Here is a 25,220-nt window from a genome sequence, read left to right on the forward strand (position 1 = left end):
TTGACGATGTCACGTCCCGTGCCGAATCCCGGCATCCTCGATATTGCGCCCTACACCCCCGGCAAGAGCCCGGTAGCCGAACCCGGCCGCAAGGTGTTCAAGCTCTCGGCCAACGAGACCCCGTTCGGCCCGTCGCCGCACGCGATCGCGGCCTATAAGAGCGCGGCGGATCATCTCGAGGACTATCCGGAAGGCACCTCGCGGATCCTGCGCGAGGCGATCGGCAAGGCTTACGGCCTCGATCCCGACCGCATCATCTGCGGCGCCGGCTCGGACGAAATCCTCAACCTGCTGGCGCACACCTATCTGGCGCCCGGCGACGAGGCGATCTCGAGCCAGCACGGCTTTCTGGTGTACCCGATCGCCACGCTGGCGAACGGCGCCAAGAACGTGGTCGCGCCCGAGAAGAACCTGACCACCGACGTCGACGCCATGCTGGCCGCGGTGACGCCGAACACCAAGCTGGTGTGGCTCGCCAACCCGAACAACCCGACCGGCACCTACATCCCGTTCGACGAAGTGAAACGCCTGCGTGCGGGTCTGCCCAGCCATGTCGTGCTGGTGCTCGACGCCGCTTACGCCGACTACGTGATGAAGAACGACTACGAGCTCGGCATCGAGCTGGTGTCGACCACCGAGAACACCGTGCTGACCCACACCTTCTCCAAGGTGCACGGCCTCGCCGCACTGCGGATCGGCTGGATGTTCGGCCCGGCCAACATCGTCGATGCGGTCAACCGCATCCGCGGGCCGTTCAACGTCTCGGTGCCGGCGCAGCTCGCTGCGGTCGCGGCGATCCAGGACACCGGCCATGTCGAGCGCTCGCGCGCCCACACCGACAAGTGGCGCAACACCCTCGCCGAAGAGCTGCCCAAGCTCGGGCTGACGGTGACGCGGAGCGTGTGCAACTTCGTGCTGATCCACTTCCCGACCACCAAGGGCAAGACCGCGGCAGAAGCCGACGCGTTCCTGACCCAGCGTGGCCTGGTGCTGCGCGCGCTCAACAATTACGGCCTGCCGCATGCGCTGCGCATGACCATCGGCACCGACGAAGCCAACGCGCTGGTGCTGGAAAACTTGCGCGAGTTCATGGGACAGCCATGAACTCTGCGCCGATGTTTCGCAAAGTCGCGCTGATCGGCTTCGGCCTGATCGGTGGATCGATCGCGCGTGGGGCGAAGTCGCTCGGCCTTGCCGGCGAAATCGTCACCACCGCGCGCTCGGAATCGACCCGGGCGCGGGTGCGCGAACTCGGCATCGTCGACCACGTGGTCGAGAGCAACGCCGAAGCCGCCGACGGTGCCGATCTCGTCATTCTGTGCATTCCGGTCGGCGCCTGCGGCGATGTCGCCCAGGAGATCGCGCCGCATCTGAAGCACGGCGCGATCGTCTCCGACGTCGGCTCGGTCAAGGGCGCGGTGGTCAAGGCGATGGCGCCTTACCTGCCGGAGGACATTCACTTCGTGCCGGCGCATCCGGTCGCTGGTACCGAGAACTCCGGCCCGGATTCCGGCTTCGCGGAGCTGTTCATCAATCGCTGGTGCATTCTGACGCCGCCCGAAGGCACCAACGCCGAGGCGACCGAGAAGCTCGCCGCGTTCTGGCGCGCGCTCGGCGCCAATGTCGAGATCATGACACCCGAGCACCACGATCTGGTGCTCGCGGTGACCAGCCATCTGCCGCATCTGATCGCCTACACCATCGTGTCGACCGCCGAAGAACTCGAAGGCGTGACGCAGTCGGAAGTGCTGAAGTTCTCCGCCGGCGGCTTCCGCGATTTCACCCGCATCGCCGCGTCCGACCCGACGATGTGGCGCGACGTGTTCCTGACCAACAAGGACGCGGTGCTGGAGATGCTGGGCGAATTCCAGGAAGATTTGTCGAAGCTGACCCGCGCCATCCGCCGCGGCGACGGCGACGCGCTGTTCGAGCACTTCACCCGCACCCGCGCCATCCGCCGCGGCATCGTGCAGATCGGTCAGGACGAAGCCGCCCCGGACTTCGGGCGACGGCACAAGCAGCTCGGCAAGGCGCCGGAGTAAGCGGGCAGCCTTCCCGCCGCTCTCACCTCGCCTCCCGCATAACTCACGTCGTCCCTCGCCTCTCTCACGTCGTCCCCCGCGCAGGCGGGGGACCCAGTATTGCAGAGAGCTGGTAGCGGGCGCACGGCGGATCAACGAGCGCTCGGGAATACTGGGTCGCCCGGACAAGCCGGGCGATGACGGTGGAGAGTGGAGCGCGCGCTCTGCGCCGTATCGTCTCTCTGTTCAAACATCAGACAGCCGCACCCTGACGTTCTCGCGGCGCCGGAGGACAGGACGACACGGACTTTAGTCCTTGCAGGAATATTATCAAGACACCTTTTGCACGCCCTCGCGTCGGCGCCGGGCTTGACCCGGTGCCCCATCGCCCTGACGATGGCAAAGATTGCGACGCGCCGACCGCGCGGGCGGACCGAACGCCGAGCCCTTGTAAATTTATTTTTTGTATCTACAATAATTAGGCGTTGATTACCATGAGGATCACGTTCGATCCGGCCAAATGCGAAGAGACGATTCGATCGCGAGGTATCGATTTCATCGAAGCCGAGGCGGTGTTTGCCGGCGACACGCTCGACTATCCCGACCTCCGCAAGGACTACGGTGAAGTGCGTATGATCACGATCGGACGGCTCCGCAGGCGAATGGTTGTCGTCGTATGGACACCCCGCGGCGATGCACGACACATCATATCAATGAGGAAAGCCAATGCCCGGGAGCAAGCGCGTTTCGCGGACAAACTTGGCGAAGCTTGATCGCCATGTCATCACGCCAGAAGAGTACGAGGAAATTCCCGAACTGACCGACGAGTGGTTCGCAGCAGCCGATCACCACCGCGGCGGCAAGCTCATCAAGCGCGGCCGCCCGAAAGCGGCGGCGCCGAAGCAACTGGTATCGCTACGACTGGACCCCGACGTACTGCACTGGTTTAAAAGCACCGGTCCCGGCTATCAAGCCCGCATGGGCGAGGTGCTGAAGTCGCACATGAGTCGGAAGAAGGCCGCAGGCAAGAAAGCGTAGCGTGGGTTGAGCGCAGCGAAACCCACGGACGAAGTAGATGGGTTTCGCCTTCGGCTCACCCCATCTACGGCTGCAACCTCACAACCACTTCTTCCACTTGAAGAACATGTACGGCAGCACCGCGGCCAGCAGCATCATGCCGAGCGCCATGGTGTAGCCGTGCTGCCATTCGAGCTCGGGCATGATCTTGAAGTTCATGCCGTAGATCGAGGCGATCAGGGTCGGCGGCATCAGGACGACGGCCATCACCGAGAACAGCTTGATGATGTTGTTCTGCTCGAGATTGACGACGCCGAGCATCGCATCGAGCGTGAAGGTGATCTTGTTCGACAGGTAGCTGGCGTGGTCGGTCAGCGACAGCACGTCGCGCTGCATGGTCTTGAGCTGGGTGCGCAGTTCCTTGGTGCGCTTGACGCCTTCGCCCTCGACCGAGAGGAACGCCACCACCCGGCCGATCGAGACCAGGCTCTCGCGGACCTTCGAGACCAAGTCGCCCTTGCGGCCGATCGCGATCAGGATGTCGGAATAGCGCTTCGGGTGGCCGGTGCGGGCCGCCCCCTCCGGTTCGAAAATCTGCCGGCTGACATCGTCGACGTCGGCGCCGGCGCGCTCCAGGATGTCGGCGCAGCGGTCGATCACCGCGTCGAGCAGTTCGAACAGCACGCTCTCGCCACTGCTGCCCGAACCGGGCGCCCGCGCCAGCCGGCTCTCGACCACCGCGAACGGGCGCGGCTCGTCGTAACGCACCGTCACCAGACGGCGGCCGGCCAGAATGAAAGTCACCGGCGACAGCCGCGGCGAGGTGGTGTCGGCGCCGCACATCAAGCTGGCGGTCATGTAGCGGGCGCCGTTCTCGATATAGAGACGGCTGGAGATCTCGATCTCCTGCATGTCTTCCCGGGTCGGAACCTCGATCCGTGCCAGCCGCTCCACCGCCTTGTCCTCGTCGGCCGTCGGCCGATCGAGGTCCACCCACACCGTGTCCTCAGGCAGCGCCGCAAGATCCTCCGCAGTGGCGCGCTTCAGGGTGGCTTCGGCGGGGGCGAAGAAAGCAAGCATGGCAACTCCAGGCTGGGACAGGATTGGTCAGAGAGGGCGCGGCCGGGGACCGCAGCCGCCGGCGGCAAGTGTGACACAGTCGCGGCAGGACAGCCGACGCATTTTGTGGCCAGGGCGTGGCAGCGCCATGACAATGCACCGCCGAACACCGCACCTGTTGCTCGAAAATTAATCGGCGGCCGGATTCTATGCGGCAGAAATGCAACAACGCTGCGGCCTCGTTACGAACGGCTCGCCGAAATGCTGGCAAACCAGCGGGTTTGCGAGATACTAACAACAAGAATCGTGGAGTTTCGCGGTGTCTCCCGGCGTGCGATGGCGCGCCTGATCGTGATTGGAATTGATAATGGCCTTGAACGGAACGAAGCTGGGACTGCTGGCGCTTGCCGGCTTGCTGCTGTCGGGTTGCATGCAGACGACCTATCAGGCCGCCCCGGAAGCCAACCTGAAACCCAATGACAAGGCCCAGCTGGCCAAGGCGCGCTACGCCAAGGTGTCGGTGCCGGAACCGTTCCGCCGCGCGATCGTCGATTATCATCGCAAGGAAGCCCCCGGTACCATCGTTGTCGATTCGGACAACCACTTTCTGTATTACGTGCTCGATAACGGCAAGGCGCTCCGCTACGGCGTGACCGTGGGCGAAGAAGCACTGGCGTTCTCCGGCATCGCCCGGGTCGGCAACATGGCCGAATGGCCGAAGTGGACCCCGACCGCCGACATCCACAAGCGGATCGAAGGCCTGCCGTCCTCGGTGCCCGGCGGCATCGACAACCCGCTCGGCGCCCGCGCGCTGTATCTCTACCAGGGCAATAAGGACACCCTGTTCCGGATCCACGGCACCAACCAGCCGGAATATATCGGCGCCTCGATCTCCTCGGGCTGCATCCGTATGACCAACGAGGACGTCATCGACCTGTACAACCGGGTGAAGATGGGCACGATCGTCGTGGTGCTCGACCCGAAGCAGGGCGACTCGCCGATGAACTCGAAGATGGCCCTGCAGGGCGGCAGCGGCACCGCGACCCAGTAATCGCGCCGCGGCTCATCCCGCCAGAGTTTGAAAAAGCGCCGGTTCGCCGGCGCTTTTTTTATTGGCGGTGAGTGGGTGGTGTTGATGGTCCGGCCAGCGGTGGACCAGATGTGATCCGCTGCAGCTCCGCAGTCGCTGAGCGCTCCCTCGCCCCGCTCTTCGCGGGGAGAGGGTTGGGGTGAGGGGCGACGCAAGCACTGCGTCTCGGCCTTGTTGAAACGCCCCCTCACCCGACCGGCTTCGCTTCGCTCACCCGGTCGACCTCTCCCCGCGCGCGGGGAGAGGTAAGCCTCGCAGCTGGGACAGATCAGGCCGGTGGTCGTATCGGCGCAGGCTTGCCGCGAGCCGCCGGCGCCGCTTGCGGCTTCAGGTCAATCGGCTTGCTCGCGGCTGGTTTCGCGGCGGCAGCCTTGGCGCGCTTGGCCGGCTTCGGCGGCGGAGGCGGTGGGGTCGCGGCCTGTTCGCGTTCGGCCTCCTCGGCGGGGACCTGCTCGGCTGCCTCGGACTGGGACGGCGCTGCCTGCTGCGGTGCGCGCTCGTCGTCGGCCGCGACTTCGCGCGGCGGCGCTTCGGCCGGGCGCGGCAGCGGCATCACCGGCGCAATATTCGGGAGCCCCTCGTATAAGGCCCATTGGCACATCCGGTAGCCGCCGCGGCGCTCGGCGAGATCGAGGTGGATGTGGTCCTCGTGATAGCCGTCCGAGCCCGGGCCGAGCACGGTGGTGAAGCGCGCGCACACCGATTGCATCACGGCTTCCCTGGGCGCCCGCGGCGCCTCGCGGTCGGTCAGCGAAATCATCCGCCCGTCGGCGAGCTTGATGCCGCGGAGGTCGAGCGCATTGGCACGGCCGTGCTCGCTGAGCTTGGCGCCGCGCACCCGGTTGCGGCCGCGGCATTCATAAGAATCGAAATTGTCCAGATCCGAGACCCGGCTGCCGAGCGAGACGGCCAGCGGCGCGATGTCGGCGCGCACCCAATCGGCGATCGCCCGCGCCATCCCGCAGCGCAGCGTCGCGGCCGGCGACATCGAGACACGGCGGCCGTCCGGCAGCACCACGGCTTCGAGCCGGACCAGATCCGATCCGCCGCAGGCGCCCGGCCCGGTGATATCCGGAATGCTCGGCGCGATCGCGATCTGCTCGGTCAGGGCCAGCCGGCATTCGGACGGTGGCTTGGGAGCCTGCGCCGCATCGGCTTTGGCGGCGGGCGCGCTGTCGGGGGCGGCAGCTTCCGCAGGCGTTGGCTCATCCTCGCCGGGCTCGGCCTCGCGCGCATTCGCCTGCGGCGCCTCGGCCGGACGCGGCTTCGGCAGCGGCACGTGCTCACGCGCGCTCGCGGCCGAGGTGCCGCCTGCAACCAGCGCGATCATCAGTGCCCAGAATGGCGCTTTGCCGCGGAGCGCCTGAAGACAAGACCGTTTTCCGCAAAGCGGGTAAGCGCTAAAGTCAGCACCAATCCCAAGGGGATAACGATCAGGAGGAAAATTCGAATGCTTGGACTGATGCAAGACTGGCCTTTGCTGTGTCATCGGATCATCGAGCACGCGGCCCGGATCCACGGCAACCAGGAGGTGGTCACCCGGTCGGTCGAGGGTCCGATCGTCCGCACCACCTATGCGCAGATCCATCAGCGGGCACTGAAAGTCAGCCAGATGTTGGACCGCGCCGGCATCAAGCTCGGCGACCGCGTCGCGACGATCGCCTGGAACACCGCCCGGCATCTGGAATGCTGGTACGGCATTATGGGAATCGGCGCGATTTGCCATACGGTCAATCCGCGGCTTTTTCCGGACCAGATCGCCTGGATCGTGAATCACGCCCAGGACCGCGTGATGATCACCGATCTCACCTTCATCCCGGTGCTGGAAAAGATCGCCGACCAGATCCCGAGCGTGGAGCGCTTCGTGGTGCTCACCGACGCCGAGCATATGCCGCAGACCACGCTGAAGAACGCGATCGCGTATGAAGAGTGGCTGAAGGAAGCCGACGGCGACTTCGAATGGAAGACCTTCGACGAGAACACTGCGGCGGCGATGTGCTACACCTCAGGCACCACCGGCGATCCGAAGGGCGTGCTGTATTCGCACCGCTCCAACGTGCTGCACGCGCTGATGGCCAACAACCCCGACGCGCTCGGCACCCGCGCCGCCGACACCATGCTGCCGGTGGTTCCGCTGTTCCACGCCAATAGCTGGGGCATCGCGTTCTCGGCGCCGTCGATGGGCACCAAGCTGGTGATGCCCGGCGCCAAGCTTGACGGCGCCTCGGTGTACGAGCTGCTGTCGACCGAGAAGGTCACCCACACGGCCGGCGTGCCGACCGTCTGGCTGATGCTGCTGCAATACATGCAGAAGGAAAAGCTGACGCTGCCGCATCTGAAGATGGTGGTGTGCGGCGGCTCGGCGATGCCGCGCTCGATGATCAAGGCGTTCGTCGACATGGGCGCGGAAGCGCGCCACGCCTGGGGCATGACCGAGATGAGCCCGCTCGGCACGCTCGCCACGCTGAAGCCGCCGTTCGACCAGACCACCGGCGACGCCCGGCTCGACGTGCTGGCGACGCAAGGCTACCCGCCGTTCGGCGTGCAGATGAAGATCACCGACGATGCCGGCAAGGACGTCGACTGGGACGGCAAGACCTTCGGCCGCCTGAAAGTGTCGGGCCCGGCGATCGCCAAGGCGTACTATCGGGTCGACAAGGAGATCCTCGACGATGCCGGCTTCTTCGACACCGGCGACGTCGCGACGATCGACCAGGACGGCTACATGCGGATCACCGACCGCTCCAAGGACGTGATCAAGTCCGGCGGCGAGTGGATTTCCTCGATCGACCTGGAAAACCTCGCGGTCGGCCACCCCAAGGTGGCGGAAGCCGCGGTCATCGGCGTGTATCACCCCAAATGGGACGAGCGCCCGCTGCTGATCTGCCAGCTCAAGCCCGACGTCACCTGCACCCGCGACGAGATCCTGCAATACATGGACGGCAAGATCGCCAAATGGTGGATGCCCGACGACATCGTGTTCGTCGAAGCCATCCCGCACACCGCGACTGGCAAGATCCTGAAGACGGCACTGCGCGATCAGTTCAAGACCTACACGCTGCCCGGAGCGGCGGCGTAAGCACCACAGACGGCACCCTCTCCCCGCTTCGGCGGGGAGAACTTTTTTGAGACATCGATAACCGCCGCTGGCTGCAAGTCATCAGCCAACATCGGATCGGGCGCGATGGAGATCAGCGAGCGTCCCCAGACCGAGGGTGAAGCTCATCGCAGCCGGAACGGCGGGCTGGATGCGCTGCGGGCGGTTATGACTCTGCTGGTGCTGTTTCATCACACCGCGATCACCTACGGCGCCAGCGGCGGCTGGTTCTACCATGAGGTGATGCCCACCGGATCGTTGTCGTCGAACCTGCTGACGATGTTCGTGGCGACCAATCAGGCTTATTTCATGGGCCTGTTCTTTCTGCTCGCCGGCTATTTCACCCCGACCGCTTTCCGCGCCAAGGGCAGCGCAGCCTATTTGCGCGACCGGCTGCTGCGGCTCGGCGTGCCACTGCTAGTGTTCGGCTTGGTGATCGGGCCGTTGACGGTCGCACTTGCGGGGCTCGCCAGCAGCCATGCGTTCTGGCCGACGCTGCTGACGCTATGGCACCGCGGCCGGTTCATCGAAGGACCGCTGTGGTTCGCCGAGGCGCTGCTGCTCTTTGGCGTCGCCGCCGTGCCGTGGCTGCTGTGGCGTGGAACGGCAGCACCGCCTCCAGAAGCCGCAAATGCTCCCTTTCCATCCAACACCGTGCTGACTATCGCCGCACTTCTCACAGGTGCAGCGGCGTTCACGATCCGATTGTGGTGGCCGGTCGGCAGCAACTGGCACGGGCTACAGTTCGGTTACTTCGCAAGCTACGTCTTGCTGTTCGCGGCGGGATGCGCTGCGGCAGCACCACGCTGGCTCGAGAGAATCCCACGACGCACGGCGAGAATCTGGCTTGGCGTCACACTGGTAAGTCTGCCGCTGCTGCCGCTTTCCGCCGTAGTGTGGCCGCCGGGACCGGCCGGCTCGTCCGATGGTGGCTGGACGATCCCGGCGGCGATCTACGCGTTCTGGGAGCCGCTGGTGGCTTGGGGGCTGATCCTGCTGCTGCTGGCTGTATTTCAGCGCCGCTATCAGCATCTCGAACCGCGATGGCAGCAACTCGCCGTGCGTGCCTACACCATCTACATCATCCATCCACCAGTGCTGGTCGGCTTGGCGCTCGCCTGGCGCAGCATGACGGCACCGCCACTGTTCAAATTCGCGGTGACCGGCATCGCCACCTGCGTCGCCTGCTTCCTGCTCGCCGGCCAGATCCTGCGCATCCCGCGAATTCAGAAGATTCTTTGAGGCCAGCCAGCGCCGACCTCTGTCTGCCGACTTTCCCGGGAGACGAGACGCGATCGACTCCGGCAGAGTCGGAGTGTGCGTCCCTCCCCGGCGCTCAGGTTCCCTCTCCGGCCTTGAATTCGGCAGCCGCCCGTGGTCTCAACGAGGGCTCCTGCGGCGCGATGTCTGCCGCGATCAACCCGGCAGTCGTGACGCGATGGCGCGCAGATTTTCCGCTCCGTATCTGAAGGAGCCCGTCTCCGGACTCGCCACCTGGGCGCGCAATCTCGCGGTGTTCTCCGCGGTGGCGACGCTGGTGTCGATCGGTGTGGTGCGATTCGGCTTTCTCGAAATGCGCCCCGCGATGGCGACCTGGTTCGGGGCGCTGGCGCTGGCCGGGGTGTCGATCCTGCTGGCGCTCGCTGGCTTCGCGGCGATCTGGCAGAACGGCTCGCGCGGCATCCCGCGCATCCTGCTGGCGCTGCTGCTGGACGCGCTGATCCTCGCCTATCCGGCCTATCTCGGCTGGCAATACCGCACCCTGCCGGCGATCCACGACATCACTACCGATTCGATCGATCCGCCGCGGTTCGAAACCCTGGCGCGACTGCGGGTCGGCGACGACGTCAACACCGCGGTCTATGCCGGCCTGTACTCGGCCGAGCGCCAGCGCGCCGCCTATCCGAATATCGAGACGCTTCAGGTCGAGATGCCGGTGCAGCGCGCCTACGATATCGTGCTGCAGCTGGTGAACCGGCGGAAATGGCGGGTGGTCGACGAACGCCCGCCGCAGTTGCCGAAGCGCGAAGGCCATATCGAGGCGGTGGCACGCACCACCATCCTGAGCCTGCCCGAAGACGTGGTGATCCGGCTGCGGCCGGACGGCGACGACACGCGGATCGATATCCGGTCATCGTCGCGCTATTTCGAAAGCGACCTCGGCAGCAACGCGGCGCGGATTGCCAAATTGACCGAGGACATCAACACCGCGGTCGAGAACGCGCCGACCCCGAAGCCCGAGCCGGCCGCCAAACAGCCGGCCAAGGCGAAAGCCAAGAAGTAATCCGGCGTAGCGCGGGCGCCGACACTGTCCGCGCCGACGCCCGCAATGGACTCAATTCGGTGGCCGAAACCCGCGCCGCTTACTTGTCGGCGCCGCCGAGCGCCTGCTTGCACGGATCGGACAGCGCGCTGAAATTGTCGTTCAGGCACTTCTTGATGCGGCCGCCGCCGGGCGACACCCCGTTGCAGAGCTTCTGATAGTCCGCCTTGCAGGCTTCGCGCGCCGCACCGCGATTCTGCGCGCTCGCCATCTGCAGGGTCAGCATCAGGGCCGCAACCACGCAGGCCGCGGTGAGCGTCGCCCGCACCAGCACGTCGGGCGCCCGGAACAGCGGCGCGGGACGATCGGACCGATTCGAAGTGTTCATTCGTTGCACCATGGCGAATCCTTGGGTTCGAAGTGGACGCCGTCGAGGCGGATGTAGTTGATACCTTCGAGCCCGTCCGATCCTTCGCGCGCCAGTTCAGCGAAACAGCCGGCCGGCGAGTTGCCGGCGTCCTTCCGGAGAAATCTGCTCCAGCGTCTCGACGAAGGTGTCGATCATCGCGTCGCCGACCTTGCTGCGCTTGTCGCGCGCGTTCTCGACCGCAGCGCGGAGCGCCGGCTTGTCAAGCTCGGGCTGCGCGGCGAGATTCAAGGTGGTGCGCAGCGCCGCGACATAGTCGCGCTGCAGCGGCTGCAGCGTCACTTGCTTGGCGTTGAAGTTGCGCCACAGGATGTCGGCATCGGCCGGCGGCAGGCGCGAGGCGACGCGCTCGATCAGCCGCATCGGCATGCCGGCATGCGGGGGCGTCCATTGCGGCCGCAGCCACTGCGCGCCGATATAGGCGCCGAGCGCGACGTTGATACACAGCGAGGCCAGCAGCAGCCAGCGCTCCGGGGTGAAGCGGCCGAGCGAGATCGTCATTGTGGACTCCACAGCGTCACGGCGGAGGAATCGAACACCGCATCCATCGCCGCGATCGCCTCCTGCGAATGGTGATAGGGCAGCGTGCCGGCGAGCCACAGGCCGACCAGCGCCGAGCAGGCAAGGCTGCCGACCGGCAGCAGCGAGGTGGGCTGCAGCAGCCGGCGATACCAAGGCTCGCGCGCTTCGCCGGCGCCGATCCGTTGCAGCACCCCCAGCGCGACCCGCCCTGCCCGAGCCGGCACCACCTCCGGCGGCATCGCCAGCAGCGCGTCGAACGCGCTCGCTTCGCGCAACACCGCCGCACCCGGTTCGGTGGCGGCGACCAGTCGCGCGGCGCTCCGCGCCTCCGCCGGCCAGCGTTCGATGTCGCCGCCCCAGGTGTCGGCCAACTGCCTGAATTGATCGAGCGTCATGCCCGCCTCCTGTCGTCCCGTCGTTTCTCGACTGCTTTCTTGAGCGTCAGCCGCGCCCGTCCGAGCAGCGACTCGAATGCCTTCGGGCTGAGATTCATCGCGCGGGCGGCCTCTTCGCCGGACAACCCTTCCATATGAAACAGCGCGATCGCACCGCGCTGCCGCTCGGGCAGTTCGGCAAGTGCCGCCTCCAACAGCCGCTGCTGCTGCGCGGCGATCAGCGTTTCGACCGGCGCCGGGTCGGCCGACGCCACCTCGGCGGCGTCCTCAATCGGCGCATGCCGCGGCTTGCGGGTGCGATCGAAGCTGAGGTTCAGCACGATCCGGTACAGCCAGGTCGAGAACCGCGCGATCTTCGGATCGAACGACGACGCCTTATTCCACACCCGCAGAAACGCCTCCTGGCCGATATCATCGGCTTCGGCGGGATCGCGGACGATGCGCTGCGCGAGCCGGATGGCGCGGGGCATGTGCCGCGCCATCAGCACGCGAAAGGCCTGCTGCCGGCGCTCTGCAACCGCCAGCATCAGCACCTCGTCGCTATCGTGTTCGATGCTCAACGGTCGAAGCCCGCCGGCCTGAACCGGCGCCGCGCGGTCGAGCTTGATGATGACAGCCGACACGCGGTCAGCACGGCCGCCAGGCGCCGGCGATCCAGCATTGCCGCGGCACCGGCAACACGGGCGCGCCCGCGACCACCACCGGCGCGCCGTAAACCGGCGCCACCGCATAGGGCCGCACCACATAATAAGGTGCGGGCCGGTAGTACGGCCGGCGATAATAGCCGCAGCCGGGGTACACCCCGACGCCGCGCCAGCCGCCGCGGACGCAGGCCACCGTTTCGATCGGCAGCGCGGTTGCGGCGGCAACCGCCGCCGATGGGCTCGCGGGCGCCAGCGGCGCCGCGATCGCGGCCGAGCCGGCGAAGGCCAGAGCCACAGAGACGGCGAGCGCCGCAGTCCTGATCGCTTTGCGCATCACGACATCCTTCCCTGGTTGGAGCCAGACCCGGCGAGCCGGGCCGATGTCGGGAATACGGGACCAAGGGGGATTTCCTTCGCGAGGGCGGTGACAGGTCTGCGACTAAAGGTATCACTTCGTAGAATACCGGAGTACGGAATGCTCAACCACGGTATCCATGTGTAGAATTCCGAACCATTTTCAAGCTGAAGTTGAGTAGCACTCCTATTAGTTGAGACCCGTCTTTACTAAAACGATAGTGTTTGGATCGCATGGTTTGTGGAAATACTGGCCCTGCTACCTATTCGTCGCAACGGCCAGACCTGCTGATACCCTTGGGTGACACAGGAGGTCTCCTCATCCGCATCCGCTGGGCGTTGCGTGCGCGCGCCCGACGAGTCCGGACCGATCAGCATCGCGATGTCGATGCGATCCCGAGTGAGACGCGAGGCAAGACACAGGGCGCGAGCCGGCCTGTGAGCACCCATCGGAAATTATGCTGCGCACGGACCGGCTGCGAGGCCGGGCGCATGTTGTTATTTTGGAGCACGATTAATGCTGTCTCGACTGCACTTGACGATCGGCCGACGCATCTACTTGCTGATCGGCCTCGGTTTTATCGGCCTTCTCGGCCTCACATTGCTGGATTCCCGCGAGCTGGCGACCGGCCTGCAGCAACAGAAGCAGATCGAGCTCCGACATCTTGCCGAACTGGCGGTCAGCTTCGTCAAGGACGAACATGATGCCGCACAGCGCGGTGAGATCAGCACCGACGAGGCGCAGAAGCGCGCCCAGGCGCGGATCGCCAAGCTGCGCTATGGCGGCAACGAGTACTTCTTCATCACCGACATGCAGAGCAAAATGCTCATGCATCCGATCGCCAAGCAGTTGATCGGGCAGGATCAATCCAATGCCAAGGACCCGAACGGCAAGATGCTGTTCGCCGAGATGGTCAACACGGTTCGCCGCAGCGGCAGCGGCTTCGTCGACTACGTCTGGCCGAAGCCGGGCTCCGACAAGCCGCAGCCGAAGCTGACCTTCGTGACCGGCTTCGAACCGTGGGGCTGGGTGATCGGCACCGGCGTCTATATCGACGACCTCGACGCCCAAACCTGGAGCGCGATGCAGCGCTCGCTGATCGCGGCGACCTTGGTGCTGCTGATCACCATCGCGGTGTCGGTGTTCATGGCGCGGCGGATCACTCGGCCGATCCTGGCGATGACCGGCGCAATGAAGGATCTGGCCGGCGGCCGCATCGACATCGAAGTGCCGGGCATCGGAAGGCACGACGAGATCGGCGAGATGGCGGAGGCCGTCGAGGTGTTCAAGCTCAACGCGCAGGAGCGCCGCCGGCTTGAGGGCGAGCGGCAGGAGATGGAAGCGCGCGCCGAGGCCGAGCGCCGGGCGCATGCCAACCAGGTCGCCGAAGCGTTCGAACGCGCCATCGGCGAGATCGTCGAGACGGTGTCGGCGGCCTCGGACGAACTGGAAGCTTCGGCCACCACGCTGACCCGCACCGCCGAACAATCGCAGGAGCTGGCGACCGCCGTGGCCGCCGCCTCCGAGGAAGCCTCGACCAATGTGCAGTCGGTGGCGTCGGCGACCGAGGAAATGTCGTCGTCGGTCAACGAGATCAGCCGTCAGGTCCAGGAATCCGCCCGGATCGCCCACGAGGCGGTCGATCAGGCGCGGCAGACCAACGGCCGGGTCGAAGAACTCGCCAAGGCGGCCTCGCGGATCGGCGACGTGGTCGAACTGATCAGCAACATCGCCGGCCAGACCAACCTGCTGGCGCTCAACGCCACCATCGAGGCGGCGCGCGCGGGTGAAGCCGGCCGCGGCTTCGCGGTGGTTGCCAGCGAGGTCAAGGCGCTGGCCGAGCAGACCGCCAAGGCCACCGGCGAGATCACGCTGCAGATCAACGGCATCCAGGCAGCGACCGACCAGTCGGTGGCAGCCATCAAGGAGATCGGCGAGACCATCGCCAAGATGTCGGAAATCTCCTCGACGATCGCCTCGGCGGTCGAAGAACAGGGCGCAGCGACGCAGGAGATCTCCCGCAACGTCCAGCAGGCCTCGCTCGGGACTCAGCAGGTGTCGTCCAACATCACCGACGTGCAGCGCGGCGCCACCGAGACCGGCGCGGCTTCGGCCCAGGTGCTGGCGGCGGCGAAGTCGCTGTCCGGCGACTCAAACCGGCTCAAGGTCGAAGTCTCGAACTTCCTGGATTCGGTCCGCGCGGCCTAACCGTTTCAGATCCCATTGTCGCGGCCGGCGCCCCCCAGGCGCCGGCCGTTTGCATTTCAGGGCATTAAGCCGGTCGCCTGCGCCTACCCGTAACCGCACGAGGTCTTGGTAAAGCCGGCATTAACCAAGCCCGTTTACAGATTGGTGAGGTTCCACCGTCGCAGCCCTCTCGGCGCGACGGATCAGCACCGGGCGAGGTAAACGAGCGATGGCCCATCCCGGAAGTCTCATCCGCCCGGCGGACGGCAGCCGGCCGGCGATCGATCCGGCCCTCCGGCCGCAATCGCCGCTGCGCGAACTGTTCGCCCCGCTGGACCAGCTGCTCGCCTGCGGCGGCGACGCGCGGATCGACCTCGATCCTGCGACTCGCCGCAACGCCTATGGCTGCAGCCCGGCGCCTGCCCCGGAGATTCCCAGCTTCTCATCCTGCACCGCCAGCACGATCTCGCTGCGCGGCTACGAAGCCGCCAGCCGCGCCCGCGACGCGCTGATGTCGTCGGCGATGCTGCATGGTCTGATCGAATGCTTCGACGACCGCGTCGAGGCGATGCGCGGCGAATTGAAAGCGCTGCTCGGGCTCGACCACACCGCCACCGAGATCGTCTTCACGTCCTCCGGTACCGACGCGCAATTGGTGGCGCTGGCGATCGCTCGCGCCCTGCTCGGCGATGACCTCGTCAGCGTGATCGCCGCCTCCGATCAGACCGGCACCGGCACCGCCTTCACGGCCCGCGGCCTGCACTTCGGCGCCCGCAGCGCCAACGGCGTTGTCGCCACGCGCGGCGCACCGATCGCCGGACTCGGGCCGGTGCGCAGCATCGGATTGCGATTGCGCGATACCGACGGCCGCATCCGCTCGCCCTCGACGCTGGACGCCGAGACGCTCGACATCGTCGAATCCGCGGTGGCGCAAGGCGCGCGAGTGATGCTCGAAGCGATGGATTGCTCCAAGCTGGGCCATACCGGCCCGAGCGACCGCTGCCTCGCCGAGATCGCCATACGCTGGCCCGGCCGGGTGCAGATCGTGATCGACGCCTGTCAGGCCCGGCTCGGCAACCGCCGGATCGCGGCGCTACTCGACCGCGGCTTCATCGTGCTGCTGACCGGATCGAAGTACTTCGCCGGTCCCGCATTCAGCGGCGCGGTGCTGCTACCGCCGCAGCTTGCCCAAGCCGTCGGCGCGCTGCCGCGGCTGGCACCGGGACTTGCCGACTATCTCGGCCGCAGCGACTGGCCGCAGCGCTGGCAGGCGTTACGCGCGCAATATCCGGCCGAGCCGAATTTCGGCCAATGGCTGCGCTGGGAAGCTGCGCTCGAAGAGATCCGCGCCTACGCGGCGGTGCCCGCAAAGCTGCGCCGCGATGTCGTGCGACAGCTCGGCGAGGACTTCGCCCGACTGATTGCCGCCTCGCCGTCGGCGCGGCTGCTGCCGCCACAATCCCCCGCCGGGCGCGGGGATGAATTCGCCCGGCCGACGATCTTCGCTTTCACGCTGCATAGCGACGGGCATCCGCTTTCGCTTGCCTACTGCCGCGCGCTGCATCGCGCCCTCGCCGAGGGCACCGCGGGCCACGCCGCGTGCCTGCTCGGCCAGCCGGTCGGCTGGGGCGGCCGCCATGACGACGCCGTGGCGGCGCTGCGGCTGTGTATCAGCGCCCGCCACATCATCGACATTCACGCCGATCCGGGCGCGCAGGGCCGCATCGTCGCGGATGCCGCAGCCGCGATGGCCACGCTCGAAGCGCTGCTGAGCCAGCCCTCTGTTTCCACCGACAACGCCGCCAAGGAACATCATGTCCACTAGCCCCTCCCAGCTTGTCGCCGCCGATCGGATCGGCTTCGCCCGCCTGACCAAGCGCGCCTTCGACGGCGAAAACCTCTACCCGCTGTGGCAGGAGCTGATGAGCAAGACCGACGCCGGCACCGCGACGCCCGGCGAGCAGCTCGATCTGGCGCTGATCACGCAATTGTTCGGCCACAAGCAGGCCGGCCTGTCGGTGCAGACCGAGACGCTGAAGCAGCAGCAGCTGTTCCGCTCGCCCTGCGCCAGCGACAATCCGCGGCTGCGGGTGCTGGCGCTGGCCGCCGACATCGACATGGGCGGCAACACCCCGATCGAATTCCTGCTGCAGGATTCAGGCATTGAACTGCAGACGCTGTATGTGATCGACGGCGTGCCGCTGCCCAACCCGCTGCCGGCGCACGACGTCGCGATCGTGATCGCCTCCGACTCCGACGAATGCATGAGCGCGCTCGCGGCGATCGAAGCGCGCGTCGCCGACTGGCCGGCGCCGCTGCTCAACCCGCCGCATCTGATCCGCCATCTCGACCGCGACAAGCTGTACCGGCTGATAGGCGATATCGAAGGGCTGGAGATCCCCGACACCATCTCGGTCGGACGCGACACGCTGGTCGCCGCCGCCAACGGCTCGGCGATGCTGCCGGAGATGACCGGCGGGGTCGATTTTCCGATCATCGTCCGGCCGCGGGGCTCGCATGCCGGCTTCGGCCTCGCCCGCATCACCGACAGCGTCGCGCTGCTCGACTATCTGCGCGACCGCCAGGAGAGCGATTACTTCATCGCCCGCTACGTCGACTACGCCAGCGACGACGGCCAGTTCCGCAAATATCGCGTCGTGGTGGTGGACGGCAAACCGTATGCCTGCCACATGGCGATCGCCGACCGCTGGGACATCTGGTACCTCAACGCCGGCATGGCCGAGGACGAGGTCAAGCGCCTCGAGGAAGCAGCGTTCTTCCATACCTTCGATTTCGGCTTCGCGCTGCGCCACAAGACTGCGCTCGACGGCATGATCGAGCGGATCGGGCTCGATTACTTCACCATCGACTGCGCCCAGACCCCGCGCGGCGATCTGCTGGTCTTCGAAATCGACAACACCGCGGTGGTCCATGACATGGACAGCCCGGAGCTCTATCCCTACAAGCCGCCGCAGATGCACAAGATCTTCGACGCCTTCGCGTCGATGCTGGAGCGCCGCGTGGCGTCGCGTCTGACGAGCGTGGCGTGAGCGACGCGGACCGCGCCGGCGCGAATGCCGGCGCAACGAGCCTCGATCCTGACAATTGGGACGCGCTGCGCGCCGATGCGCATCGCATGCTCGACGACATGCTCGACTACATCGCGGGCGTGCGTGACCGTCCGGTGTGGCAACCGATCCCGCCCGCGGTGCGCGCCGGCTTCGCCGAGCCGCTGCCGCGCCAAGGCACGCCGCTGTCCGAAGTCTATCGCCGCTTCACCGACGAGATCGCGCCCTACGCCACCGGCAACGTCCACCCCGGCTTCATGGGCTGGGTGCATGGCGGTGGGACTGCGGTCGGGATGCTGGCCGAAATGCTGGCGGCCGGGCTCAACGCCAATTGCGGCGGCCGCGACCACATCGGCATCGAGGTCGAACGCCAGATCGTGCGCTGGCTGCGCGAATTGTTCGGCTTTCCGCAGACCGCCAGCGGCGTGTTCGTCACCGGCTCGTCGATGGCGAACTTCATGGCGCTGCTGGTCGCGCGCACCGCAGCCGTTGGCCCCCAAGTGCGCGAGGGCGGGCTGCCGGGCGAACGGCTCACCGCCTACGCCTCCGCAGCCGCCCACGGCTGCGTGGTGCAGGCGGCCGATCTGGCCGGACTCGGCCGCGGCGCGCTGCGGCGGATCCCATTCGGCAAGGATCATCGCATCGATATCGACGCGCTGAAGCGGCGGATCGCGCAGGATCGCGCTGCCGGCTGTCAGCCGTTCCTGGTGACCGGCTCGGCCGGCACCGTCGATGTCGGCGCGATCGACGATCTCGCAGCGCTTGCAGACCTATGTCGCGACGAAGGGCTGTGGTTTCACGTCGACGGCGCCTACGGTTCGCTCGGCATGCTGTCGGACGAAATCGCACCGAAGCTGAAGGGGCTGTCGGAAGCGGATTCGATCGCGCTCGATTTCCACAAATGGGGCCAGGTCAACTACGACGCCGGCTTCCTGATCGTGCGCGATGGCGAGCAGCATCGTGATACGTTCGCGGCTCCGGCCGCTTACTTGCGGCGCGAGACCCGCGGCCTCGCCGGTGGCTCGCCGTGGCCGTGCGACTACGGTCCCGACCTGTCGCGTGGCTTCCGCGCGTTGAAGACCTGGTTCACGCTGAAGACCTTCGGCGCCGACCGGATGGGCGCGATGATCGCCCAGACCTGCAAGGTGGCGCGCCATCTCGAAGCCCGCGTCGAACGCGAGCCGCAGCTCGAGATGCTGGCGCCGGTGACGCTGAACATCGTCTGCTTCCGCTATCGCGCCGCACCGAACGTGATGGACTCGCTCAACGCCGAGATCGTCGCCGACCTGCACGAATCCGGCATCGCCGCGCCATCCTCGACCACGGTCGACGGCGCATTGGCGATCCGAGCCGCGATCGTCAACCACCGCACGACGTTTGCGGATGTCGACCGGATGGTGGATGCGGTGCTGAAATTCGGAGCGCAGCGGGCCGAGTAGTTAGCTTTCCGCGGATGAAGTGCCAAGGAGCACGCTCTCTCGTTCGTCATTCCGGGGCGCCGCGCAGCGGCGAGCCCGGAATCCATAATCACCGCGCTTGCGGTGAAGAACGGCGCCTGACGCGCGGTGCCTTATGGCGAGTCCCGCGAGTATGGATTCCGGACTTGCGCGCGTCGCGCGCAATCCGGAATGACGATGGAGAGGTTATTAGTTCGCCGTCCAGAACGCCGGCTTGGCGGGCTCCAGCCTTCCGCCGATGCGGACCGGGGCGATCTTGATGGCGAGGCCGGTGGCGTTGTCGGTTTCGACCGCGACGCCGCTCAGGGTGGCGTCGCCGTTGGCCGGTTCGAACCGGCCCTGCGGAATCCCGGTGAGGAAGCGATGCACCGGCTCGTCCTTGTGCATGCCGATCACCGAATCATAATCGCCGGTCATGCCGGCATCGGTCATGTAGCCGGTGCCGTTCGGCAGGATCTGATGATCGGCGGTCGGGACATGCGTATGGGTGCCGACCACGAGGCTGACGCGGCCGTCGCAGAAGTGCCCCATGCCCTGCTTCTCGCTCGACGCCTCGCCATGGAAATCGACCACGATGGCATCGGCGGCGTCGCGCAGCGGACAGGCTTCGAGCTCGCGCGCGATCGCGGCGAACGGATCGTTCAGCGGCTCCATGAACACGCGACCCATGGCGTTGATCACCAGCACCCGGGCGCCGCTGCGGGTGTCGACCAGCGCGGCGCCACGGCCCGGCGTGTGGCGCGGGAAGTTGACCGGGCGGACCAGACGCGGCGCGCGCTCGATGAACACCAGCGCCTCTTTCTGATTCCAGGCGTGGTTGCCGAGCGTCACCGCGTCGGCGCCGGCGTCAATGAAATCGTTGTAGATCGCTTCGGTGATACCAAAACCGCCGGCGGCATTCTCGCCATTGATGATGGTGCAATCGAGCTGCCAGTCGCGGATCAGGCCCGGCAGATACTCGGCGATTGCGGTGCGGCCGGATTTTCCGACCACGTCGCCGATGAACAGAATGCGCAAACTATCGACTCCGGAAAGTGAGCAGGCCCTGCTCCGTTAGCACATAATCCAGCACCACGTCGTGGGCCGCGGCCGGAACGGCGGGGATTTGCTGCATTGCGAAGGCAAGCCCGATCGCCACCACCAGGCCGCGTGCGCGCAAATATTCCAGCGTGCAGTCGTAGTGGCCGGCGCCGTAGCCGATGCGATGGCCGCTTGCGTCGAACGCGGCGAGCGGCACCAGTACGATGTCGGGCGTCACCTCCGGCGCATCCGGCGACGGCTCACGGATGCCGAGCGCGCTACGCGGCAACGCATCGCCCTCGCGCCAGGCGCGGAACACCAGCGGCGTACCTTGCCGGGTCACCACCGGCAGCGCCAGCCGGGCGCCGCGGGCGGCCAGCATATGCATCAACGGAAACGGATCGAGTTCGCCGCGGATCGGCGCATAGCCGGCGACAATGGCTCCGTCCGGTAGCGGCACCGGCAGCCCACGCGCTGCGATCGCCGCCACAGCGGCGCTGCGGTCGTCCTCGCTCAGCGCAGACCGGCGCGCCAGAGCGGCAGCGCGCAGCGCAGTCTTGGCATCGCTGGGAGCGGCGGAAAGATCGGACATCGGCGGGTTATAGGCGGCCGCGGCCCAGGGATGAAGCTCGGGCGACCGTCAGTCCGGCGCGCCGCCGGACAAAATGGTTAAAGTGCGAGGCCACGGTGACCGTTGAAGCACTCGATCCCGGAGTTCCCTACGAAAGTAGGTGGGCACCATATGACCGGGTCCACGGACCCGGCCAGGGACAGTTCCCGAAAGGATCGATAAGGCCCCGGGGATATATGGCTCCTGACGCGTCCCGCAGCTTCGCCTTGCCAATGTAGCGATCATACCGCCGCTTCGCCAGCCCGATCGGTGGAATTCGCGGCAACGATGAACCACCTGACGTGGACAACCGTTTCGGCTATCAAGAGCTGTCCCATGATCGCCACGAAGCTCGGCGACTCACAGCGAGGACGCTCAACCCGGATCGCCATGGCCTCGAAGTCCAGCACCATCATCGCCCGCAGAGCCCGTACCCGGGCCGAAGCCGATTTCGCGACCTGGCTGATGATGGCCAAGCTCGGCAGCTTCGACAGCCTGCCTGAGAACGCCCAGAAGGTGCTGAACGGCTATCGCGAACGGCTGGACCGGATGAGCGAGATCGAATCCAAAACGATCGCGGTGCGCGAGACCTACCAAGCCTATTACAGCGACATGGGCGGCACCGGTGAAGCCCCGGAGCCCGAGCCGCGCTCGCCGCCGCCGGCCGATCGCGGCGAGGCGGTGGTCGACAACGTGGTGCGCTTCAAGAAGCCGCAGAAGCCGAAGGTGACCCGGATCGCCGACCGCGGCGCCCGCCCCACACCGCCGAGCGGCACCCGTCGCCCGATCCCAGCGCTGCTGATCTTCGCCGCCTTGTGCGCGATCGTGGTGGCGTGGAAATTTCTGACCAAGTAGCGCAGCCGGCAGCTCATCGCCGGCGTACCAGCTCTCGATATTTGCGAAGACGCACCACGCGCGGGCCGCGGCGGACGATGCCGCCGAGCCGGCCGAGCAGCCGAACGCTGATGACTGCTGCGGAGGAAAGCACCGCCGCCAGGAACAGCACGCGGACTGCGATCTGGAACCAATTCAGGTCCTCGCCCGTCATCTGCCGATACCTTCGTAAAGAAGGTCAAAGACAGGTGGACTGAAACGTTCCTCAGTCGAGCCAAGCGCGGGAGACAGCAGCGTGAACGAGAGCGTGAACGACGACAGCGGGCGCAATCAGGCGCCGAACCAAGACAAGGCCGCGGCGCCGCCGCGCAAGTCCGCCAACAAGCGCGCGCCGCTCGTCGACAATCTGATCGACATGGTGGTGGACGGTGCGGTCGAGATCACCAAGGTCGCCGCCAAGCGCGCGGTGCGCCGGCTGGTCAGCGGCCCAGTCAAGGCCACGGTGACGAAGGCTGCGGCACGCGCCGGCCTCGCCGAGTTCACCAAGCCGCTCGCCAAGCCCTCGCCGAGCAAGGGCAAAACGACCTCGCAGGCAGGTGCAGCGTCCGGCAGGAAGAAGCCTGCGAAGACCGCGGCGAAGTCGGCCGCCAGCAAGTCTGGGGCTTCCAAGGCAAAGACTTCGAAGGCTAGCACTTCGAAGGCCAAAGCTGCGAAGGCCAAAGCTGCGAAGGCCAAAGCTGCGAAGGCAAAGACCGCGACATCAAAGACGGCAAAGGCTTCGAGCGCGAAATCCAGGACGACGAAGTCTGCGGCTTCGAAATCAAAGGCCAAGAGCGCGAAGACGGCAAAGACGAACAAGCGGTGAGAGGCGAGAACGTTAGTTCGACGTCATTGCGAGCGAAGCAATCCAGCGTCTCGCAGCGCGCTGGATTGCGCCGCCGCTGATATTATACGCCGCGTTCGATCGGCTGTTCGACGGCACCGCCGGCTTCGGCCCAGTCTTTGAAGGCGCCGAGGTTGAAAACCTTTTCGTAGCCGAGATCCTTCAGCACCTTGCCGGCCAACGCCGAGCGGCCGCCGGAGGCGCAGTACACGATCACCGGGCGATCCTTGGCGAGGTGCTTGTCGTGCAACGGCGAATCCGAATCGGCGCGGAATTCCAGCATGCCGCGCGAGATGTTGACGGCACCGGCAATCTTGCCGGTGTTGCCGACTTCCGGCGCATCGCGGACGTCAATCACCAGCGCGCCCTGCTCGATCAGATGCCGTGCGTCGTCGACGCTCACCCGCGGCACGGCGGCGTTGGCGGCTTCCATCATCTGCTTCAACGTGGTCATGGCAGTCTCCTGTTGGGTATGGCTCAGCGGATCAGCCAGCGCGGCGTCGCCGCCGCATAGTCGATCCAGGCATTGCCGAACCGAATCGCGAGATGGCGCTCCTCGCGGCGAATTGCCAGCCGGTCGACCAGCACCGCCATCAACAAAGCCAGCGGCACGAACCAGCCATTGCCGGCGGCGAGCCCGATGCCGATCAGCAGCAACGTATTGGCGAAATAGATCGGGTTGCGGCTGAAGCGGAACGGGCCCCAGGTCACCAGCCGGTCGGCGGCGCGGTGCGGCAGGATGTTGGTGCGGGCGGCCCGCATCGTCAGGATCGCCCAGCCGTCGATCGCGAAGCCGAGCGCGGCGACCACATAGCCGGTCCACACCACGATATCGCTGCGCGGCAAAGACAGCGGCTGCACCACGCCGAGCCCGATCGCGATCACGGCCGCGATCGCCAGCAGCATCGGCGGCCACGGCAGTCTGTTCGGGCGGGCGCCCTCGGAACCAGTCATTGCAACTCGCCGACGCACATTCGATCAGCCGAATATATCGGTGGTCATTCCGATATACCAGCCGGCCGCTTCGCGGGCCTGCTTGGCGCGGAGCTGCGGGCTCTCGTCGAGCTGCGAGGTATAAGGGTCGGACATCACGATCTTGCCGTCCTGCGGCGTATAGCGCGCGCCGTTCTTGATCGCGTCGTCGGGCGCAATGTCGCTCCAGCAATGGTTGGTGAAGCGCACTGGCATCCGGCGATCGCCGATCAGATCGGCGCGGATGATCATCGCGGCGGTCTTGCCTTCGTTGTTGGCGGCAAAGCCGGACTTCGGGAACTCGCCGCCGGTCGCAGAATCGCCGATCACATGAATCGACGGATCGATCAGCGACGCCATGGTGCCGGCATCCACCGGACAGAAACCGCTGGCATCGGCAAGCCCGGCGTCGCGGCCGAGCTTGCCGGCAATCTGCGGCGGGATGACGTTGACCAGTGCCGCCTTGTGGGTCTCGAAATCGGTGGTCACGGTCATCGCCTTCGGATCGACCGCCTTGATGCCGCCGTGGATGGTCGGGTCCTGCCACTCGATCATGCCGGAGTAATGCCGTTCCCAGCCGTCGATGAACAAGGTCTGCATCGCGAAGTGATCCTTCGCGTCGAGAATCACGATGCGGGCATTCTTGACGCCGCGGCTCTTCAGCGCGTGCGCCATCATCGAAGCGCGCTCGTACGGCGCCGGCGGGCAGCGATACGGATTGGGCGGCGCGATGATTACGATCAGCGCGCCGTCGCCAAGCGCATCGAGCTGGTTCTTCAGCAGTTGAAACTGCGCGCCGCCGCGATAGCCATGCGGCATCCGCTCGGACGCGGCTTCGGAATAGCCGGGGACCGCGTCCCAGCGGAAGTCGATCCCCGGTGACAACACCAGCCGATCATAGCCGAGCCGCGCGCCGCCTGAGGTCCGCACTTCTTTCTTATCGCGATCGATCGCCGAGACCTGATCGAACACCAGGCCGACGCCGTGCGCGGCGACGCCTTCATAACCGAACGACAGCGTTTCGAACGGTTTCAGGCCGCCGAGATACAGGTTCGAGGTGAACGGCGTGACGTAGCGACGATTGGCCTCGATCAGCGTGACGTCGATCGCATCGTTGCCGTGGCGCAGATATTTCGCGGCTGTCGCACCGCCGGCACCGCCGCCGACCACGATCACCCGCGGCTTGGCTTTGGCAATCACCGGACAGGCGAACATCGCCGTTGCCGCCGCGGCGGCGCGGATCATGCCGCGGCGGCTGATCAGGTTCGGCTTGGACACGTGGTAGCTCCGCAAATTCAT

Annotated in this window: 27 protein-coding genes and 1 other RNA gene; 13 read left to right on the forward strand and 15 right to left on the reverse strand. The window is 66.2% G+C overall.

The genetic code is table 11. The features are described from left to right. Nucleotides 1-6 precede the first annotated feature (6 nt). The 4 genes from hisC to HZF03_RS22290 all read left to right on the forward strand — a co-directional run bounded on the left by hisC (nucleotide 7) and on the right by HZF03_RS22290 (nucleotide 3,059). Nucleotides 7-1,104 carry a histidinol-phosphate transaminase gene (gene hisC / locus HZF03_RS22275; protein WP_011159973.1) on the forward strand — a complete coding sequence of 366 codons (1,098 nt, stop codon included), beginning with the start codon at nucleotides 7-9 and terminating at the stop codon, nucleotides 1,102-1,104. Beyond that, nucleotides 1,101-2,042 (forward strand): prephenate/arogenate dehydrogenase family protein, encoded by a 942-nt coding sequence (locus tag HZF03_RS22280; protein WP_119018155.1) that lies wholly within the window; start codon nucleotides 1,101-1,103, stop codon nucleotides 2,040-2,042. The genes hisC and HZF03_RS22280 overlap by 4 nt, the downstream gene beginning before the upstream one ends. Nucleotides 2,043-2,515: 473 nt before the next feature. After that, nucleotides 2,516-2,794, forward strand: coding sequence for a BrnT family toxin (locus HZF03_RS22285; RefSeq protein ID WP_012497630.1), 279 nt, complete (start codon nucleotides 2,516-2,518; stop codon nucleotides 2,792-2,794). Beyond that, nucleotides 2,781-3,059, forward strand: coding sequence for a BrnA antitoxin family protein (locus tag HZF03_RS22290; RefSeq protein WP_234819489.1), 279 nt, complete (start codon nucleotides 2,781-2,783; stop codon nucleotides 3,057-3,059). Before HZF03_RS22285 ends, HZF03_RS22290 begins: the two co-directional genes overlap by 14 nt. A gap of 78 nt (nucleotides 3,060-3,137) precedes the next feature. Here the strand turns inward: HZF03_RS22290 and HZF03_RS22295 are convergent, their stop codons facing one another. Next, on the reverse strand, nucleotides 3,138-4,118 hold the full coding sequence (locus tag HZF03_RS22295) for a magnesium transporter CorA family protein (protein WP_011159975.1): 981 nt from the start codon (nucleotides 4,116-4,118) through the stop codon (nucleotides 3,138-3,140). 346 nt (nucleotides 4,119-4,464) lie between these two features. Here HZF03_RS22295 and HZF03_RS22300 point away from each other — a divergent pair, with 346 nt between their 5' ends. Further along, the gene (locus HZF03_RS22300) at nucleotides 4,465-5,148 is read left to right on the forward strand and encodes a L,D-transpeptidase (protein ID WP_011159976.1); all 684 of its coding nucleotides are present in this window, start codon (nucleotides 4,465-4,467) and stop codon (nucleotides 5,146-5,148) included. 307 nt (nucleotides 5,149-5,455) lie between these two features. Here the strand turns inward: HZF03_RS22300 and HZF03_RS22305 are convergent, their stop codons facing one another. After that, complete coding sequence (locus HZF03_RS22305; protein WP_119018154.1) at nucleotides 5,456-6,517, reverse strand: extensin family protein; 1,062 nt, start codon at nucleotides 6,515-6,517, stop codon at nucleotides 5,456-5,458. Nucleotides 6,518-6,637: 120 nt separating this feature from the next. Between HZF03_RS22305 and HZF03_RS22310 the strand changes: the two genes are divergently transcribed. The 3 genes from HZF03_RS22310 (at nucleotide 6,638) to HZF03_RS22320 (ending at nucleotide 10,568) form a co-directional block, all read left to right on the forward strand. Then, the gene (locus HZF03_RS22310; RefSeq protein ID WP_011159977.1) at nucleotides 6,638-8,266 is read left to right on the forward strand and encodes a fatty-acid--CoA ligase; all 1,629 of its coding nucleotides are present in this window, start codon (nucleotides 6,638-6,640) and stop codon (nucleotides 8,264-8,266) included. 105 nt (nucleotides 8,267-8,371) lie between these two features. Then, nucleotides 8,372-9,526, forward strand: a complete 1,155-nt coding sequence (locus tag HZF03_RS22315) for an acyltransferase family protein (protein WP_119018153.1) — start codon at nucleotides 8,372-8,374, stop codon at nucleotides 9,524-9,526. A 196-nt stretch (nucleotides 9,527-9,722) separates the two neighbouring features. Continuing rightward, nucleotides 9,723-10,568 (forward strand): DUF1499 domain-containing protein, encoded by an 846-nt coding sequence (locus tag HZF03_RS22320; RefSeq protein WP_119018152.1) that lies wholly within the window; start codon nucleotides 9,723-9,725, stop codon nucleotides 10,566-10,568. 79 nt (nucleotides 10,569-10,647) lie between these two features. Here the strand turns inward: HZF03_RS22320 and HZF03_RS22325 are convergent, their stop codons facing one another. The 5 genes from HZF03_RS22325 to HZF03_RS22345 form a co-directional block, all read right to left on the reverse strand. After that, nucleotides 10,648-10,935 (reverse strand): cysteine rich repeat-containing protein, encoded by a 288-nt coding sequence (locus HZF03_RS22325; protein ID WP_234832211.1) that lies wholly within the window; start codon nucleotides 10,933-10,935, stop codon nucleotides 10,648-10,650. A gap of 96 nt (nucleotides 10,936-11,031) precedes the next feature. Then, the gene (locus HZF03_RS22330) at nucleotides 11,032-11,475 is read right to left on the reverse strand and encodes a periplasmic heavy metal sensor (protein ID WP_107346018.1); all 444 of its coding nucleotides are present in this window, start codon (nucleotides 11,473-11,475) and stop codon (nucleotides 11,032-11,034) included. Next, a complete protein-coding gene (locus tag HZF03_RS22335) occupies nucleotides 11,472-11,891 on the reverse strand; it encodes a hypothetical protein (protein ID WP_119018150.1) in 420 nt (139 codons plus the stop codon). Before HZF03_RS22335 ends, HZF03_RS22330 begins: the two co-directional genes overlap by 4 nt. Further along, a complete protein-coding gene (locus tag HZF03_RS22340; protein ID WP_234822277.1) occupies nucleotides 11,888-12,514 on the reverse strand; it encodes an RNA polymerase sigma factor in 627 nt (208 codons plus the stop codon). Before HZF03_RS22340 ends, HZF03_RS22335 begins: the two co-directional genes overlap by 4 nt. Before the next feature lie 4 nt (nucleotides 12,515-12,518). Beyond that, the gene (locus tag HZF03_RS22345) at nucleotides 12,519-12,869 is read right to left on the reverse strand and encodes a hypothetical protein (protein WP_119018149.1); all 351 of its coding nucleotides are present in this window, start codon (nucleotides 12,867-12,869) and stop codon (nucleotides 12,519-12,521) included. 537 nt (nucleotides 12,870-13,406) lie between these two features. Between HZF03_RS22345 and HZF03_RS22350 the strand changes: the two genes are divergently transcribed. From HZF03_RS22350 to HZF03_RS22365, 4 genes are all read left to right on the forward strand, one after another. Then, a complete protein-coding gene (locus HZF03_RS22350; protein ID WP_119018148.1) occupies nucleotides 13,407-15,098 on the forward strand; it encodes a methyl-accepting chemotaxis protein in 1,692 nt (563 codons plus the stop codon). Between the two features lie 208 nt (nucleotides 15,099-15,306). Continuing rightward, nucleotides 15,307-16,902, forward strand: a complete 1,596-nt coding sequence (locus HZF03_RS22355) for a hypothetical protein (RefSeq protein WP_119018147.1) — start codon at nucleotides 15,307-15,309, stop codon at nucleotides 16,900-16,902. Further along, nucleotides 16,892-18,127 (forward strand): ATP-grasp domain-containing protein, encoded by a 1,236-nt coding sequence (locus tag HZF03_RS22360; RefSeq protein ID WP_119018146.1) that lies wholly within the window; start codon nucleotides 16,892-16,894, stop codon nucleotides 18,125-18,127. The genes HZF03_RS22355 and HZF03_RS22360 overlap by 11 nt, the downstream gene beginning before the upstream one ends. Further along, nucleotides 18,124-19,584 carry a pyridoxal phosphate-dependent decarboxylase family protein gene (locus HZF03_RS22365; protein WP_119018145.1) on the forward strand — a complete coding sequence of 487 codons (1,461 nt, stop codon included), beginning with the start codon at nucleotides 18,124-18,126 and terminating at the stop codon, nucleotides 19,582-19,584. The genes HZF03_RS22360 and HZF03_RS22365 overlap by 4 nt, the downstream gene beginning before the upstream one ends. Before the next feature lie 207 nt (nucleotides 19,585-19,791). On the opposite strand, the gene HZF03_RS22370 is transcribed toward HZF03_RS22365, so the two are convergent. The 3 genes from HZF03_RS22370 to ssrS form a co-directional block, all read right to left on the reverse strand. After that, entirely contained in the window at nucleotides 19,792-20,619 is an 828-nt protein-coding gene (locus tag HZF03_RS22370) for a TIGR00282 family metallophosphoesterase (RefSeq protein ID WP_119018144.1), read from the reverse strand. Between the two features lies 1 nt (nucleotide 20,620). After that, nucleotides 20,621-21,214 (reverse strand): 5-formyltetrahydrofolate cyclo-ligase, encoded by a 594-nt coding sequence (locus HZF03_RS22375; protein WP_119018143.1) that lies wholly within the window; start codon nucleotides 21,212-21,214, stop codon nucleotides 20,621-20,623. 83 nt (nucleotides 21,215-21,297) lie between these two features. Beyond that, a non-coding RNA gene (gene ssrS, locus HZF03_RS22380) (6S RNA) lies at nucleotides 21,298-21,458 on the reverse strand. A 110-nt stretch (nucleotides 21,459-21,568) separates the two neighbouring features. On the opposite strand from ssrS, the gene HZF03_RS22385 reads away from it, so the two are divergent. Then, complete coding sequence (locus HZF03_RS22385; protein WP_119018142.1) at nucleotides 21,569-22,087, forward strand: hypothetical protein; 519 nt, start codon at nucleotides 21,569-21,571, stop codon at nucleotides 22,085-22,087. A gap of 13 nt (nucleotides 22,088-22,100) precedes the next feature. Here the strand turns inward: HZF03_RS22385 and HZF03_RS22390 are convergent, their stop codons facing one another. From HZF03_RS22390 to HZF03_RS22410, 5 genes are all read right to left on the reverse strand, one after another. Further along, entirely contained in the window at nucleotides 22,101-22,280 is a 180-nt protein-coding gene (locus HZF03_RS22390) for a cadmium ABC transporter ATPase (protein ID WP_119018141.1), read from the reverse strand. A gap of 116 nt (nucleotides 22,281-22,396) precedes the next feature. After that, nucleotides 22,397-22,924 carry a hypothetical protein gene (locus HZF03_RS22395; protein WP_179906222.1) on the reverse strand — a complete coding sequence of 176 codons (528 nt, stop codon included), beginning with the start codon at nucleotides 22,922-22,924 and terminating at the stop codon, nucleotides 22,397-22,399. 89 nt (nucleotides 22,925-23,013) lie between these two features. Continuing rightward, nucleotides 23,014-23,403: a rhodanese-like domain-containing protein gene (locus tag HZF03_RS22400; protein WP_119018139.1), complete on the reverse strand. Its 390-nt coding sequence runs from the start codon at nucleotides 23,401-23,403 to the stop codon at nucleotides 23,014-23,016. 23 nt (nucleotides 23,404-23,426) lie between these two features. Continuing rightward, nucleotides 23,427-23,903, reverse strand: a complete 477-nt coding sequence (locus HZF03_RS22405) for a methyltransferase family protein (RefSeq protein ID WP_119018138.1) — start codon at nucleotides 23,901-23,903, stop codon at nucleotides 23,427-23,429. 24 nt (nucleotides 23,904-23,927) lie between these two features. Continuing rightward, nucleotides 23,928-25,199, reverse strand: coding sequence for an FCSD flavin-binding domain-containing protein (locus tag HZF03_RS22410; RefSeq protein WP_476748694.1), 1,272 nt, complete (start codon nucleotides 25,197-25,199; stop codon nucleotides 23,928-23,930). Nucleotides 25,200-25,220: the final 21 nt, after the last annotated feature.

The sequence above is a fragment of the Rhodopseudomonas palustris genome (assembly GCF_013415845.1).
Classification (GTDB): Bacteria; Pseudomonadota; Alphaproteobacteria; order Rhizobiales; family Xanthobacteraceae; genus Rhodopseudomonas; species Rhodopseudomonas palustris_F.